Below are 14,100 nucleotides of genomic sequence, written 5' to 3'. Positions count from 1 at the left end.
AGAGATTTACAAGGTAACAAGAGGACGGAGTTAGCTATGGGTATCATTTCATGGATCATTTTTGGTCTTATCGCCGGTATTTTGGCCAAGTGGATTATGCCGGGGAAAGACGGCGGCGGATTTATCGTTACTGTAATTCTCGGCGTCATCGGTGCGGTTGTCGGGGGCTGGATTAGTACCTTCTTCGGATTTGGTAAGGTCGATGGCTTTAATTTCGGCAGCTTTGTCGTGGCGGTGATCGGCGCACTGGTTGTGCTGTTTATCTACCGGAAAATTAAGAGCTAATTCTGCCTGCGCGCAACGTGTGCTATAAAATAAAAAGCTGCCAGTTTTGCTGGCAGCTTTTTTAATATCTGTAGATAACCGATGGCCTATTCGACACAGGTAAATCCACAGCGAAAATATGGGCTTATGCACCCGGGATATCAGGCACGGGAACCACTTCCACGCGGACTTCGTAATGTTTGGCTTTGTTTGCCGGAATAAGCGGCGTGAGTTTATTGATCGTTTCCACCGGATTATCCGTTGCTACCGTTGCGGAGAATATTACCGGCTTTTTCGGTGGAAAAGGGGGAAATGGCATTGGGCCGTGTCCCTGAGCCAGTTCAAATGGCGGATGCCCTGCATTGACGTCTGCCGGTGTCGGGGCTTCGGTTTTATCTGCAGCAAACGCGCTGGCGGCGGTGATCGAAACAAGGGTGAACAGTGCAATAAGCGTTTTATTCATTTCAGGTACCTCGTAAGTTTGTGAATGAAGCTTAGAGGCCTGGCTTTTGGCAAGCAATCCCCGGGCGGGTGAATCCTATGAATCTTCATATTTTATCACGAATGTGAAGGCCTGGCCGACGACGACGAGGCTCACAATTTTGGCGAGGAAGAGGTTAATCGAGCAAAACGCTTATAATTAACAATATAGCCATACACATCGACATAACGTCTGTTTCAATATCCATAATCCAGTACTACATACCTTCCTGATAATTTGCATTGCGACATTGCATTCAAAAATGAAAAAAAGTTGACGAAATATTGTACACGAGTCGGATGGCAGTATAGAAATCTTTCTGCATTTTTTTCTCACGAAGGTTAGCGAGATCCACAGGCCGAATATCTCAGGCAGTGCCGCGCCATCGTGTGTGCCGCCGTCGTCTATTGGGCTGCGCGGCAACATCGTGGGCAGGCATATCGGCGATTTATCCAGCCGGGTCGACGCCGCAGTCTGTGCGGCGTCACTCCGCGAAGCGAACAACGGGTTTCGTCGCAAGGCGTGAAAATATCTACCGGGAGGGTGCCACGCCAGTCAGCTGTTTCATAACCGCGATAAACTCTGCGGTAATTTTATCTTCATGAGCATGTCGACCATCTTCAATAACCCAGCGACCCCCGGTCATGACATTTTTAATTGGATTGGTAGCACAGGCAAATATCCAGCGATTCAGAATTTCGCGATCGCTGGCGGTGGCGAGAAACGGGTCGTGACCGTTAAGTTCCAGCATATCTGCGCGCTCACCTGCGGCAATCAGTCCGACGGGTTGCCCAAGAGCCTGGCGTCCGCCATTTAACGCCTCCTGATACAGTACATTGGCGATATAGGGTTCGTTTGCGGTATGAAGAAGATTGCGCCGCCGGTGGTTCAGTCGTTGGCCGTATTCAAACCAGCGTAAATCCTCAGCGACATTGACCGAGATATGGCTGTCGGAACCTATTCCCCAGTTGCCTTGATGCGCTAAATAATCCTGCCCCGGGAAAATACCGTCGCCCAGGTTGGCTTCCGTGGTCAGACACAGGCCCGCGACAGCGCCGGAGTGCGCAATCTGTCGGGTTTCCTCGGTTGTCAGATGGGTGGCATGGATAAGACACCAGCGCTCATCTACCGGCATATGGCGGTAGAGCCACTCCACCGGGCGCAGACCAGACCATGCGACGCAATCGTCCACCTCTTTTTGCTGCTCGGCAATATGAATGTGGACGGGCTGCTTATGCGATCTGGCGGCAAGTACAATACGCATCTGCTCCTCGGTAACCGCACGCAGGGAATGAAAGCACAGGCCGCTGCGCTGCATCGGTTCGTCGGCAAGTTGCGCGGTAATGGCATCGTAGATCGCCAGATAGCGATCGGTAGTGTTGATAAAGCGTGCCTGTCCGGCGGAGGCAGGTTGGTCGCCAAAGCCGGAGTAAGAGTAGAGTACCGGCAGTAGGGTCAGACCGATACCCGCCGTTTTTGCCGCCTGCGAAATGCGTAATGCCAGTTCCGCTGGCTGCGCGTAAGGTTTACCCCCCCGATCATGGTGCAGATAGTGGAACTCCGCCACTGAGGTATAACCTGCTTTTAGCATTTCGATGTACAGATAGCTGGCGATCGTTTCGAGTTGTTGGGGGGTGATTTTATCAACCAGCCGATACATCAATTCTCGCCAGGTCCAGAAGCTATCGGCGGGATTGCCGACCACTTCAGTAAGGCCGGCCATCGCGCGTTGAAACGCGTGAGAGTGGAGATTAGGCATACCCGGCACGAGCAAGCCGTTAAGCCTGATGCTATGCTCATCCGCGACAGTGTTGCTCTCCACTGAGGTAATGATGCCCTGGGCGGAGACGCTTATTTTGACATTGTTTTCCCAGCCCTGCGGCAGAAGCGCTTTCGCCGCAAAATATACCGCCATATTTCCACTCCGGTTTGATGATGATTAAATGTATATACATGTTTATATATATACATCCAATAGTGCATAGAGTAAACTTTAATAGTCATCAGGGGAGGAAACAGTTATGGCACAAAACGATGTGTGTAAAGTTGTCGTGGGTGAGGAATGCCTGGATCAACCAGCCCCTTTCTATGAAAGGGTAAAAAATATGATCAAAACCAATATCCATAGTGGTGTCTGGCCGGTGAACTACCGGGTGCCTTCCGAGAGTGAACTGGTTAGCCAGTTCGGCTACAGTCGCATGACCATCAACCGGGCGCTGCGGGAATTGACCGCTGAAGGGTTACTGGTCCGTATGCAGGGCGTCGGAACGTTTGTGGCGGAGGTGCGCGGGCAGTCGGCGCTGCTGGATATAAATAATATCGCCGATGAGATAGCCAGCCGCGGCCATCGCCATCACGCACGCGTCCTGGAGTTGACCCAGTTACAGGCCGATACTCAGCAAACGCTGCTGCTTAATCTCCCCATGGGCAGTCGTTTGTTTCACTCCTTGATTTGCCATTACGAAAATGGCGTGCCGATCATGCTGGAAGATCGGTTGGTCAATGCGTTGATCGCCCCGGACTATCTGCAACAGGACTTTACCCGTATCACGCCAAATGCCTATCTTTCCTCGATTGCACCTATCGTGGAAGGGGAGCATATCATTGAAGCGGTAAATGTCAGTCGGGTTGAGTGTGCCTACCTGGAAATTAATGAGCACACGCCGTGCCTGCAGGTTAACCGCCGTACCTGGACCGGACGGCAGGATAAAAAAATCGTTACCAGCGTACGTCTGGTCTACCCAGGATCGCGCTACCGTCTGGAAGGGAGTATGCGTAAATGATCCGCCATCTGCCCCATGCGCAATATACTGAGATGCGATGGAAAAACGGGCAGGGGATCACCCGTGAAGTGTTGCGTTACCCTTCCTGCGAACAGTATGCCTGGCGAATATCTCTCGCCACGATCCGTAATGATGGGCCTTTTTCCCGCTTTCCCGGTTATTTGAGAAATATCAGCGTGCTGGAAGGGGGCGGGATGTATCTGACGATCGACGGTCAGCAAAGCGCGTTTATTCCGCCATTTCAGGCGACCGATTTTCGTGGCGATAGCGATGTTTCCTGTCAGATCAGCGGTGGCCCGTTGCTCGATTTTAACGTTATCTATGATGCCGCCACGGTACGGGCGGCGGTGCGTTGGGTCGATGGCGGAGAATGGGCACATCATACAGGGACATTGCTGCTGTTTAATGCTGGCGATACGCTGGATATTCGGGTCGGCGAACACTGTCATTGTCTGCACCATTACGACAGCCTGCTGATTGACGCACCCGCAACGGTGATTCTGGCGAGGAGCGCCAAAAATCGCGTGGCGAGTGTCACGCTTAGCCCTTTGCCAGTAAGCGCTTAGCGCCCGGTAAATTGCGGCGTTTGCTTGTTTTTAAACGCCGTCATCCCGATGGCCCGATCGTCGCTATCCGCGATCAACGCCGAGAGCGCCCGCTCATATGCGACCCCGGCGCTAAGGGGCATTTCATAGCTGGCATTGACCGCTTTCTTAATCATCTGCACCGCCAGCGGCGCTGCGCGGGCAATCTGTTTTGCCACCGTCAGCGCGTGGATTTCCGACTCTCCGGCGTTGACCCGTTGGCTGATTAAGCCAGCCTGGTGCGCCTCTTCTGCGCTAATACGTCTGCCGGTCAGCAGCATCTCCATCGCCAGCGATTTTCCTACCGCGCGAACCAGCCGCTGAGTTCCGCCAGCGCCAGGAATAATGCCGATCTGGCTCTCCGGTAAAGCAAATTTCGCGGTGTCATCGGCAATGATAATATCGCACAGCAACGCCAGTTCCAGACCACCACCGAGCACATAGCCGGATACGGCGGCAATAAGGGGTTTTTCGATGCAGGCGATCTGGTCCCATTTTTCACTAAAACCGCTGCGCCATAGCGTGGTGGCCGATGCAGCCGCCAGGGTGCCGATATCCGCGCCAGCAGAAAACGCGCGCGGCGCGCCTGATAGCACTATCGCCCTTACTTCAGGTTGCTGATCGAGTGTTTTTAGCGTGCTCAGCAGGGCGTCGAGCATCCCGGCGGTGAGGGCGTTATATTTTTCCGCGCGGTTCAGGGTCACAATAGCAACCGCCTCTTCATAGCGACAGAGAATTTCACTCATTTTCCACGCTCCTTGACGCGAGGCTATTCACCAGCGCATCACGCTGCCGCATGGCGTCCATCGCACTCTCTCCGGGCCATGAATAAAACCCCGCGCCGCTTTTGACGCCCAGCTTACCGGCGGAGATCGTTTCGTTTAGCCAGTCCGGTAGCGTGCTGCTGTTATCCAGCGCAGGCAACAGCAGCGCGGCAACTTTCTCTACCGTATCCAGCCCAGCGAAATCCATGAGCTTCATGGGCCCCATTGCCGCCCAGCGGGGGGCCAGCGTGCGTTGTACCGCCCGGTCTACATCTTCAATCGAACCGATACCCGCGCTAACCAGATACAGTGCTTCACGCAGCATGGCGTACTGTAATCGGTTGATAATAAACCCAGGAATATCCTGATTGACGGTGATGGTCTCTTTGCCAAGATGCTGACAAATTTCCCGTATCCGCTGACAAATGTGTTCGCTGGTTTTTTCGCCCCGCACAATCTCAATCATTGGCATAATATCCGCAGGGTTAAACCAGTGCATGCCAATCAGCCGCGAAGGGTCGCGTAGCGCGGATGCCAGCAAGGTAATAGAGATGCTGGACGTATTTGTGGTCAACAGGCAATCTGCGGAAATCTGTTGTTCAATGGTTTGCAGCAAGCTTTGTTTCAGCGACGTATCTTCGGCGATGTTTTCTGAAACGATATCGGCCTCCGCAAGGCAGGTTTCCAGCTGGCTACTGTAGTGAATCGAGGTCGTCACGCCCAGAGACTCAATTAGCGAGCGCGCCGTTTGCAGCGTGTGCGCCGAGCGTGACCACAGATGGACATGATACCCTGCGCGCGCCATGACCGCGGCGATACGCGCCCCCATGGTTCCCGCGCCAATGACCGCCACGTTTTTAATGACTGGCATATTTCTCTCCGCTGGTTAAATTACGCCCTGCGTGTGCAGTTGCGCTAAGGTTGCGTCATCCATACCGAGAATGTCGCGCAAAACGGCATGCGTATGTTCCCCGAGCAGGGGAGGCAGTAACGCGGGTTCCCCGCTGGCGCCGCTCATCTTGACCGGTTGCGGGACAATCGCAATATTTCCGGCCTGGGGGTGTTCAACCTGTTTGACCAGTTGGCGTTGCCGGGCATAGTCGCTGGCGAGGATCTGATCCAGCCGGAGTACCGGGGAAGCCGGTACTCCGGCGATATCCAGTATGGCCTGCGCCTGGCTGATGGTTTTCGTCGCCAGCCAGCATTCGATGACTTCCCGTAATTCCTGCTGATGAGCCAGGCGCTGAGGATCGCTGGCGAAGCGGGTATCGTCCATTAATGCGGGGTATTCCATCGCTTCAGCAAGCTGGCGAAAGAGTTTATCGTTGGCGACGGCAATCACAATATATCCATCCTGTGCGCGATAGCTGTCCATTGGCGCGCTGATCGGATGAGCGTTACCCAGCCTGCCAGCAGCGGGTTGCCCGCCAATCCACTGGATTAATGACACCATTTGTAATGTAACCATGGTGTCAAGCATCGATACATCCAGGTGCTGGCCTTTACCGTTGATACCGCGCTGCAATAATGCCGCCAGCACTGCCCAACTGCCGTACAAACCGGCGACCACATCGCCGATGGCATCGCCTACGCGTGTCGGCTCGCCATCCGCCCAGCCGGTAACCTGCATGATGCCGCCAATTGCCTGAATAATATGATCATAGGCGGGTTTGTGCGCAAGCGGCCCTTGTTGGCCAAAACCGGAAATACTGACGTACACCAGCCGCGGGTTTATCGCCTGCAGCGTCGGGTAATCAATGCCAAGGCGCGCGGTAACGCCGGGGCGAAAGTTCTCGACCAGCACGTCGGCGCTGGCCACCAGTTGTTTCAGGATCGCCAGCCCCTGTGGGTTTTTCAGATTTAGCGTGACGCTTTTTTTGCCATGATTGAGTTGCATAAAGTAGCTGCTTTCGCCGCCAATATGCGGTGTGAAGTGGCGGGAATCATCACCACTGCCAGGCATCTCAATCTTGATCACTTCCGCGCCGAGATCGTTGAGCAGTGAAGCGCACCACGGTCCGGCCAGCACGCGGGATAAATCGAGCACCCGTATACCATGCAGCGCTTGTAATGCTTCAGTCATCGTGTTTCTCCTCAAACAGGGCGCGTAACTGGTGGCTCAGTACACCGCTGGCAATCAGATCGCGCACTGCGTGCATATCCGGATAGAGCGCGGTATCACGTTGGCGAAATTCCACTATCTGGCGAACCTGTGACAGCGTCAGTTCTGTCCCGACCGAGGCACGTAACGGCCGATGAAATTCAATGGCCTGGCAGGCGCACAGCAATTCAATGGCCACTATATCCCGCGCGTTTTCGACAGCTTTTACGGCCTTACGGGCGGATGAGACGCCCATACTGATATGATCCTCTTGTCCGGCGCAGGTAGAGACGGTATGTACGCTGGCAGGCGCGGCAAGACTGCGGTTATCCCCGGCCAGCGCGGCGGCGACATAGGGTGGGATCATCATGCCGGAATTCGGGCCGCTCGCGCCGATCAGGAAAGCGGGCAGACCGCTGAGATGCACGTTCGTAATACGGTCGGAACGTGCCTGTGAAGCGGTGCTGATTTGAGCAATGGAGACGGCCAGCGCATCCAGGGCGAGCGCCAGGGGGGCGCCATGGCCATTGCCCCCCGGGAGAACAACTAATTCATTGTTTTCAATTAAAAATACCGGGTTGTCGGTCACGGCGTTGAGTTCGGTGGTCACAATTTGTCGGCAGTGGGCCAGTTGATCGCGCACCGCGCCGTGGATTTGGGGAATGCAGCGCAGACTAAGCGCATCCTGTACTCTGTGATCGCGATAGTGCGTAAGGATTTCGCTGTCACGCAGCAGACAACGCAAAATACGCGCGGTTTCCTGTTGTCCATCATGCGGGCGCAGGGCGTGCAATCGGGCATCATAGCCGCGGGTATTGCCTTTCATGGCTTCCAGACACATCCCGCCAGCCATATCAGCCACCGGCAGCAGTTGTTCAAAATCACCGATGGCCAGACAACCCAGGGCGGTAATTTCATAGGTTCCGCTGATTAACGCATGACCTTCACGAGGGCCCGGGGTATACGCAGCGATCCCCGCTCTGTCCAGAGCCTGACTGGACGGCAACAGTTGTCCCTGATACCAGCATTTTCCTTCACCGAACACCGACAGTCCGATATGGGCTGTGGCGATCAGATAACCCACCGAGCCGCCTGCGGGCGACCACGGGGTAACATGCTGGTTTAGCATCTGGCACATGCGGCGCGCCAGCTCGGCGCTGACGCCGCTATATCCCTGTAACAGGGATTTCAGCATCACCGCCATCAGGGCGCGGACCTCTCGCGCTGAAAGATCCGGTCCCATGCCGCAGGCATGGCTGCGCAGCATGTTCATTTGCATCTGACCAATTTGATCTGCGGATAGACGTTCGGTCACCAGGTCTCCCACACCTGTCGTCAGACCGTAAATCACCTTACCATCGGCAATCGCTTTGTGGATAAAACGGCTCACATTATCCATATGGGCCAGCGCGTCAGGCTCCAGTATAACTGGTGCTCCGTCGGCGATGCGTACCAGCTCTTCGATGGTGGTACGGGTTCTGCCTAATATCACGGCATCCCGTGGTTGTGCGGGAGAAGAGAGATGTGTCGTCATCAGCAAACCATTCCTTACTTACTTGTTAAGGCCGTGTTTCACCAGCCACTGATGCGCAACGTCATCAATGTTGGTGAATTCCGCGAGCTGTTCATTCATGGCGATCAGGTCTTTGGTGGTCAGTTGCGCCGAAATCTTATTCAACGTACTTTCGATTTCCGGGGTCAGCGTGTTGCTGGCGACAATCGGTACGATATTCTGCGCGGCAAATAAGTTTTTCGGATCGCCCAGCGCAACAAAGTGATCTTTCTGGATTTCTGGCGCGGTGGAGGTTAAATCAGCCACCTGAATCTGGTTGTTTTTCAGCGCGTTGATTGTCAGCGGTCCCGCGACATCCAGCACTTTAAAGCTTTTGAAATTCAGCCCGTACACATCACGCAGACCCGGAACGCCTTCATGACGTGTTTTCCACTCCGCGGGGCCGCCGAGCACCAGTTTGCCAGCGATCGGTTTCAGGTCATCAATCGTTTTCAGGTTGTATTTGTCCGCTGTTTTCCGGGTTACGACCAACACATCGCTGTCTTGCGCCATTGAGATATTAAGCATCTTCACGTTCTTCGGCAGTTTGCCCGCCAGCGCTGTTGCCACATCTTCTGGGCTGTGGGCCTGGTTGCTGGCATCCAGGTAGCTCAGCAGCGCGCCGCTATATTCCGGGATAACGTTGATCGAACCATCCAGCAATGCCGGGATATAAACTTCACGGCTACCGATATTGAGTTTTTTCTCGACCGGAATATGTTTCGCTTCCAGCGCGCCAGCGTAAATCGTTGCCAGCAGTTGGCTCTCAGGGAAATCGGCCGATCCGATAATCACTTTTGTGCTCGTCGTGGGCGCTGCCCAGACAGAAGAGGCGACAGATAAGATGGCGGCACTGAACAGCGTCAAATAGCGTTTTTTGATATTCATCGTATTAACCTTCTGGAGTTAAAGGGCAGGACATCACATGTTTTTGGTGCGTCGGGAAAGTCCCGGCGAGACGATCATTTTCTCGGAAAGCGAGAAAATAAAATCAATGAGCAGAGCCAGCAGCGCGACAAGCACGGCGCCTGCGGTCATCTGGGCAAAATCGTTTGCCGCCCGGCCATCAATAATCAACCGTCCCAGCCCGCCCAGCGAAACATAAGCGGCAATTGTGGCGGTTGAGATGATTTGCAGGGTGGCGCTACGAATACCTGAAATAATCAGCGGCGTGGCGCAGGGCAGTTCCACCTGCATTAACACCTGCAATGGCGTCAGGCCGATCCCGCTGGCCGCATCGTGGACGCTGGGATCAACAGAACGAATCCCGGCATGTACCCCCAATGCCACTGGCGGCAGCGCCAGCACCACCAGCACGACAATGCAGGGCAGCACGAAAGCCATATCCGATTCGAACCAGCTCGACATCAGGATCACCAGTAAAATAATCAGGCCAAACGAGGGCAGGGAACGTAACGCGTTTGTGGCGCCGATAAGCAGTGCTTCGCCTTTGCCTGTGTGGCCGGTGTAACAACCAACCGGGAAAGCGATAGCTATGGCAATAACCAGCGCCACTGCGCTATAGGCGATATGCTGTAACAGTAAAGGGATGATGCCGTCATCGCCGTACCAGTGGCTGAGATTGAAAAACCATTCAGACATACATCATCCTCTTTTCGGTTGCCAACGGCTTAACGCGCGGGTGCCCGCGACCACCAGGCAATCCAGTACAAACGCCAGCACAATACACAGCACGATGCCCGCGATGATTGGGGTAAGAAACTGCAGCTGGAATCCCTGGGTGAACAGTGAACCGAGCTGTGGGGTGCCAATCAGCGCGGCGACGGAGACAATACTGACGTTGGACACGACCGCAACGCGCATTCCTGAACCAATAACCGGTACGGCCAGCGGCAGATCGATCTGGAAAAACTGCTGTATCGGTTTGTAACCCAAAGCGCATGCCGATTGCCGGGTGTCGGTGGAGACGGAATCCAGACCGTCACAGACCGTGCGCACCAGGAGGGCGAAGCTATAAATAGTCAGCGCCACCACCACGTTTATCGGGTCGAGGATTTGTGTGTTTAATATGGCCGGTAGCAGCACAAACAGGGCCAGGGACGGAATGGTATAAAGTAAGCCAAAGAGATTGAGAATAACGCTTTTTGCTTTTGGCACGCTATATACCGCCCAGCCTGCGGGAATGGCCAACAACAGGCCAATCACAATCGGCGTAATGGATAAATAGCTGTGCCAGATCAACAAATTAAGAATATTTTCTCTTTGCCCCCACAACCAGTCAAATCTCATGATGCCTCCTGGGTCATTGACTTACAGGCATCCAGAACATGCTCCAGCGCCAGTGTTCCGACCGGCGCGTGCCGGGCGTCAACCACAACGGCGCGATGACAGGGCGAGCTCAAAGCCGAATCGAGCAATTGACGCAGCGTTCCCCCTTGCGGGAAGAAGGTGGCGCCAAGGTTGATGGTTTCCGGGGTAATTGCCCCAACCGGCTGATAGGTGTCAAACCAGCCGCAGGCTTTGCCATTATGGGTCACCAGCAGCCAGCGCTGAGGGGCGATATTGCACGCCTGAGCATGGGAGGCGCCCATTTCCACGGTAGGTTCCGGGCGGATACCGGACAGCGGGCCAGAGCTGTGGAAGCTCAGTTTGCGATAGCCGCGGTCGCGGCCAATAAAGTCAGCGACAAATTCACTTTGTGGCGCGTTGAGTAATTCCCCTGGGGTTGCCAGCTGTGCCAGTTTACCGCCGGGCTTGAGAACCGCGACCCGATCGCCCAGCTTCATGGCTTCATCAATATCGTGAGTGACCATGATAATGGTCTTACTCACTTCTTTCTGGATGCGCAGGAATTCTTCCTGTAATTGCTCACGGACTACCGGATCGACGGCGCTGAAAGGCTCGTCCATTAACATAAACTCGGGATCAGAAGCCAGCGCTCGCGCCACGCCGACACGTTGCTGCTGGCCGCCGGATAATTGCCACGGGTATCTTTTCGCCAGTTGCGGCGCCAGACCCACCACTTCCAGTAGTTCCGCGGCTCTGGCTCTGGCCTTACTTTTCGTCATGCCGTTAAGAATCGCGGTAGTGGCAATGTTATCGATGATATTTTTATGCGGGAACAGCCCGGCGTTTTGAATCACATAACCAATTCGCCGACGCAGGTGCACAACATCCATCTGAGCGGTGGTTTCACCATTGAGCAGGATGGTGCCGGAAGAGGGTTCAACCAGCCGGTTGATCATCCGTAGCGACGTGGTTTTCCCGCACCCGGATGGTCCCACCAGGACAGTAATTTTACCGCCTGGCGCAACCAGACTCAGACCGTCCACCACTACCGTGCCATCGTCGTAATGCTTGGTCACATTATTAAAAGTAATCATCGTCACGCCTTATGGTTTCTTCCTGCCGACAGGTAAAAACGGCAGTGTAAAGTCATTTATGTATATCCTTGTATGTACAACTAGCAAACCCTGTGCCATTCACTCGGTTATCATTTTGTTAATTAATTAATTTGTTGAATAACAATAATTTTTTTTATTTTTTTATAAAAATAGAGAATGAATCCTCTACCATAAGCGGTATGAAATGCGCGCTATAGCTGTATTGCGATGTTAAATTTCTGTTTTATTGCACTTATATGGTGCGAATTATTGATTTATTTGCACTATATTGATGCTTTAATGGCGGATTATTACGGTGTTATATTATCCCTCTCATTCTTTATTTGTTTATCTAATTGTTTTTAATCAATAAAAAAATAAATCCCACTTTGGCATCATATGTGCTTATCATGTATATACAAGAGTATTGAAAAAGGCATTCGCGTTTTTCAGTGGACATCTTTCCTGATTCAATGAAGACAAAAGGTGAAGCGCATGAGCAGTGAATTTTCCCGTTATCGTGATGTTGAAATCAGAGCACCACGCGGTACCACATTGAATGCCAAAAGTTGGTTGACCGAGGCGCCATTGCGGATGTTGATGAACAACCTGGATCCCGAAGTCGCGGAAAATCCCAAAGAACTGGTGGTGTACGGTGGTATCGGGCGGGCTGCCCGCAATTGGGAGTGTTATGACAAGATCATTGAGACGTTGAAACAGCTCAATGATGATGAAACGCTGTTGATTCAGTCCGGTAAGCCTGCAGGCGTTTTCAGAACTCACACCAACGCACCGCGGGTGCTGATCGCCAACTCAAATCTGGTGCCGCACTGGGCAAACTGGGAGCACTTCAACGAACTGGACGCTAAAGGCCTGGCGATGTACGGGCAAATGACGGCAGGGTCGTGGATTTATATCGGCAGTCAGGGCATCGTTCAGGGGACGTATGAAACCTTTGTTGAAGCGGGACGTCAGCACTACAACGGCTCGTTGAGTGGCCGCTGGGTACTGACCGCCGGACTCGGCGGGATGGGCGGCGCACAGCCGCTGGCGGCAACCCTCGCGGGAGCCTGCTCGCTGAATATTGAGTGCCAGCAGTCACGTATCGATTTTCGTTTGCGTACTGGCTATGTGGATGAACAAGCCAGTGATATTGATGATGCTCTGGATCGCATCAAACGTTATACCGCTGCCGGGAAGGCGATCTCTGTCGCCCTGCATGGCAATGCGGCGGAAGTGTTACCCGAACTGGTGAAACGCGGCGTGCGTCCGGATATTGTCACTGACCAGACCAGCGCCCACGATCCGCTGAATGGCTATCTGCCCGCAGGCTGGCGCTGGGAAACCTATCGCGAGCGTGCAGTCACTGAACCGGCTGTGGTCATTCAGGCGGCAAAAGCCTCGATGGCTGAACATGTTAAAGCGATGCTCGCCTTCCAGCAGCAAGGCATTCCTGTTTTCGATTATGGGAATAATATTCGCCAGATGGCGAAAGAGATGGGCGTGAGCAATGCTTTTGATTTTCCGGGCTTTGTACCTGCTTATATTCGGCCTTTATTCTGCCGGGGCATCGGCCCGTTCCGCTGGGTGGCGCTCTCTGGCGACCCGCAAGATATTTATCGCACGGATGAAAAAGTCAAAGAGCTGATTGCCGATGATAGCCATCTGCATCGCTGGCTGGATATGGCGAAAGAACGCATCAGTTTCCAGGGGTTACCGGCGCGTATTTGCTGGGTTGGTCTGGGACAGCGCGCCCGTCTGGGGCTGGCGTTTAACGAAATGGTACGCAATGGTGACGTTTCCGCACCGATCGTTATCGGGCGCGATCACCTTGACTCTGGCTCCGTTGCCAGCCCTAACCGCGAAACTGAAGCGATGAAAGATGGTTCTGACGCCGTATCAGACTGGCCTCTGCTTAACGCGCTGTTGAACACCGCCAGCGGCGCGACCTGGGTTTCGCTGCACCACGGCGGCGGCGTGGGGATGGGGTTCTCTCAGCACTCCGGCGTGGTCATCGTCTGTGACGGCAGCGATGAAGCGGCAGAACGTATCGTTCGGGTTCTCAGCAATGATCCGGCCACTGGCGTAATGCGCCACGCGGATGCGGGTTACGACATCGCGATTGAATGTGCCCGAGAACAAGGGCTCAACCTGCCAATGATTACGGATTAATTTCCCCGGCGAAGGCGGCGGGCTATGCCACCGTCTTCGCGCTGACCGGAGCGCA

14 protein-coding genes are annotated in these 14,100 nt (G+C 54.0%); 4 read left to right on the top strand and 10 right to left on the bottom strand.

Features of this window, described 5'->3' with window-relative positions; all coding sequences use genetic code 11:
- The first annotated feature begins 36 nt into the window (after positions 1 to 36).
- Complete coding sequence (locus FN037_RS01550; RefSeq protein ID WP_138358687.1) at positions 37 to 285, top strand: GlsB/YeaQ/YmgE family stress response membrane protein; 249 nt, start codon at positions 37 to 39, stop codon at positions 283 to 285.
- Positions 286 to 409: 124 nt separating this feature from the next.
- On the opposite strand, the gene FN037_RS01545 is transcribed toward FN037_RS01550, so the two are convergent.
- A complete protein-coding gene (locus FN037_RS01545) occupies positions 410 to 727 on the bottom strand; it encodes a hypothetical protein (RefSeq protein WP_138358689.1) in 318 nt (105 codons plus the stop codon).
- Between the two features lie 550 nt (positions 728 to 1,277).
- Positions 1,278 to 2,660, bottom strand: a complete 1,383-nt coding sequence (locus FN037_RS01540) for a formimidoylglutamate deiminase (RefSeq protein WP_142501419.1) — start codon at positions 2,658 to 2,660, stop codon at positions 1,278 to 1,280.
- A gap of 106 nt (positions 2,661 to 2,766) precedes the next feature.
- On the opposite strand from FN037_RS01540, the gene hutC reads away from it, so the two are divergent.
- Both hutC and FN037_RS01530 read left to right on the top strand, forming a co-directional pair.
- Positions 2,767 to 3,528 (top strand): histidine utilization repressor, encoded by a 762-nt coding sequence (gene hutC / locus FN037_RS01535; RefSeq protein WP_142501418.1) that lies wholly within the window; start codon positions 2,767 to 2,769, stop codon positions 3,526 to 3,528.
- The gene (locus FN037_RS01530; RefSeq protein ID WP_138358695.1) at positions 3,525 to 4,094 is read left to right on the top strand and encodes a HutD family protein; all 570 of its coding nucleotides are present in this window, start codon (positions 3,525 to 3,527) and stop codon (positions 4,092 to 4,094) included. The genes hutC and FN037_RS01530 overlap by 4 nt, the downstream gene beginning before the upstream one ends.
- Here FN037_RS01530 and FN037_RS01525 read toward each other — a convergent pair.
- The 8 genes from FN037_RS01525 to FN037_RS01490 are packed head-to-tail and all read right to left on the bottom strand — an operon-like array spanning position 4,091 to position 11,873.
- Positions 4,091 to 4,858 (bottom strand): enoyl-CoA hydratase/isomerase family protein, encoded by a 768-nt coding sequence (locus FN037_RS01525; protein ID WP_138358697.1) that lies wholly within the window; start codon positions 4,856 to 4,858, stop codon positions 4,091 to 4,093. The two genes, FN037_RS01530 and FN037_RS01525, sit on opposite strands and share 4 nt — an antisense overlap.
- Positions 4,851 to 5,747 carry a 3-hydroxyacyl-CoA dehydrogenase family protein gene (locus FN037_RS01520; RefSeq protein ID WP_142501417.1) on the bottom strand — a complete coding sequence of 299 codons (897 nt, stop codon included), beginning with the start codon at positions 5,745 to 5,747 and terminating at the stop codon, positions 4,851 to 4,853. The genes FN037_RS01525 and FN037_RS01520 overlap by 8 nt, the downstream gene beginning before the upstream one ends.
- Positions 5,748 to 5,762: 15 nt before the next feature.
- Positions 5,763 to 6,959: a CaiB/BaiF CoA transferase family protein gene (locus tag FN037_RS01515; RefSeq protein ID WP_138358701.1), complete on the bottom strand. Its 1,197-nt coding sequence runs from the start codon at positions 6,957 to 6,959 to the stop codon at positions 5,763 to 5,765.
- The gene (gene hutH / locus FN037_RS01510; RefSeq protein WP_138358703.1) at positions 6,952 to 8,511 is read right to left on the bottom strand and encodes a histidine ammonia-lyase; all 1,560 of its coding nucleotides are present in this window, start codon (positions 8,509 to 8,511) and stop codon (positions 6,952 to 6,954) included. Before hutH ends, FN037_RS01515 begins: the two co-directional genes overlap by 8 nt.
- 18 nt (positions 8,512 to 8,529) lie before the next feature.
- Positions 8,530 to 9,417: an ABC transporter substrate-binding protein gene (locus FN037_RS01505; RefSeq protein ID WP_142501416.1), complete on the bottom strand. Its 888-nt coding sequence runs from the start codon at positions 9,415 to 9,417 to the stop codon at positions 8,530 to 8,532.
- A 33-nt stretch (positions 9,418 to 9,450) separates the two neighbouring features.
- On the bottom strand, positions 9,451 to 10,131 hold the full coding sequence (locus FN037_RS01500; RefSeq protein ID WP_142501415.1) for an ABC transporter permease: 681 nt from the start codon (positions 10,129 to 10,131) through the stop codon (positions 9,451 to 9,453).
- A gap of 3 nt (positions 10,132 to 10,134) precedes the next feature.
- Positions 10,135 to 10,779, bottom strand: coding sequence for an ABC transporter permease (locus tag FN037_RS01495; protein ID WP_138358709.1), 645 nt, complete (start codon positions 10,777 to 10,779; stop codon positions 10,135 to 10,137).
- Entirely contained in the window at positions 10,776 to 11,873 is a 1,098-nt protein-coding gene (locus FN037_RS01490) for an ABC transporter ATP-binding protein (protein ID WP_142501414.1), read from the bottom strand. Before FN037_RS01490 ends, FN037_RS01495 begins: the two co-directional genes overlap by 4 nt.
- A gap of 495 nt (positions 11,874 to 12,368) precedes the next feature.
- On the opposite strand from FN037_RS01490, the gene hutU reads away from it, so the two are divergent.
- Positions 12,369 to 14,045 carry a urocanate hydratase gene (gene hutU, locus FN037_RS24490; protein ID WP_138358713.1) on the top strand — a complete coding sequence of 559 codons (1,677 nt, stop codon included), beginning with the start codon at positions 12,369 to 12,371 and terminating at the stop codon, positions 14,043 to 14,045.
- The last annotated feature ends 55 nt before the right edge of the window (positions 14,046 to 14,100 follow it).

Origin of the sequence: Klebsiella sp. 2680 (assembly GCF_900198535.1) — a bacterium.
In the GTDB taxonomy this organism is placed as follows: Bacteria; Pseudomonadota; Gammaproteobacteria; order Enterobacterales; family Enterobacteriaceae; genus Klebsiella; species Klebsiella indica.
Note: the sequence above shows the minus strand (reverse complement) of the source record. Positions and strands in the feature narration are given on the sequence as shown.

What these genes read in the sequence shown, in the direction of transcription:
- FN037_RS01550 (WP_138358687.1), top strand. Translation starts at nt 37, where the DNA reads ATGGGTATCATTTCATGGATCATTTTTGGTCTTATCGCCGGTATTTTG.
- FN037_RS01545 (WP_138358689.1), bottom strand. Translation starts at nt 727, where the DNA reads ATGAATAAAACGCTTATTGCACTGTTCACCCTTGTTTCGATCACCGCC.
- FN037_RS01540 (WP_142501419.1), bottom strand. Translation starts at nt 2,660, where the DNA reads ATGGCGGTATATTTTGCGGCGAAAGCGCTTCTGCCGCAGGGCTGGGAA.
- hutC (WP_142501418.1), top strand. Translation starts at nt 2,767, where the DNA reads ATGGCACAAAACGATGTGTGTAAAGTTGTCGTGGGTGAGGAATGCCTG.
- FN037_RS01530 (WP_138358695.1), top strand. Translation starts at nt 3,525, where the DNA reads ATGATCCGCCATCTGCCCCATGCGCAATATACTGAGATGCGATGGAAA.
- FN037_RS01525 (WP_138358697.1), bottom strand. Translation starts at nt 4,858, where the DNA reads ATGAGTGAAATTCTCTGTCGCTATGAAGAGGCGGTTGCTATTGTGACC.
- FN037_RS01520 (WP_142501417.1), bottom strand. Translation starts at nt 5,747, where the DNA reads ATGCCAGTCATTAAAAACGTGGCGGTCATTGGCGCGGGAACCATGGGG.
- FN037_RS01515 (WP_138358701.1), bottom strand. Translation starts at nt 6,959, where the DNA reads ATGACTGAAGCATTACAAGCGCTGCATGGTATACGGGTGCTCGATTTA.
- hutH (WP_138358703.1), bottom strand. Translation starts at nt 8,511, where the DNA reads ATGACGACACATCTCTCTTCTCCCGCACAACCACGGGATGCCGTGATA.
- FN037_RS01505 (WP_142501416.1), bottom strand. Translation starts at nt 9,417, where the DNA reads ATGAATATCAAAAAACGCTATTTGACGCTGTTCAGTGCCGCCATCTTA.
- FN037_RS01500 (WP_142501415.1), bottom strand. Translation starts at nt 10,131, where the DNA reads ATGTCTGAATGGTTTTTCAATCTCAGCCACTGGTACGGCGATGACGGC.
- FN037_RS01495 (WP_138358709.1), bottom strand. Translation starts at nt 10,779, where the DNA reads ATGAGATTTGACTGGTTGTGGGGGCAAAGAGAAAATATTCTTAATTTG.
- FN037_RS01490 (WP_142501414.1), bottom strand. Translation starts at nt 11,873, where the DNA reads ATGATTACTTTTAATAATGTGACCAAGCATTACGACGATGGCACGGTA.
- hutU (WP_138358713.1), top strand. Translation starts at nt 12,369, where the DNA reads ATGAGCAGTGAATTTTCCCGTTATCGTGATGTTGAAATCAGAGCACCA.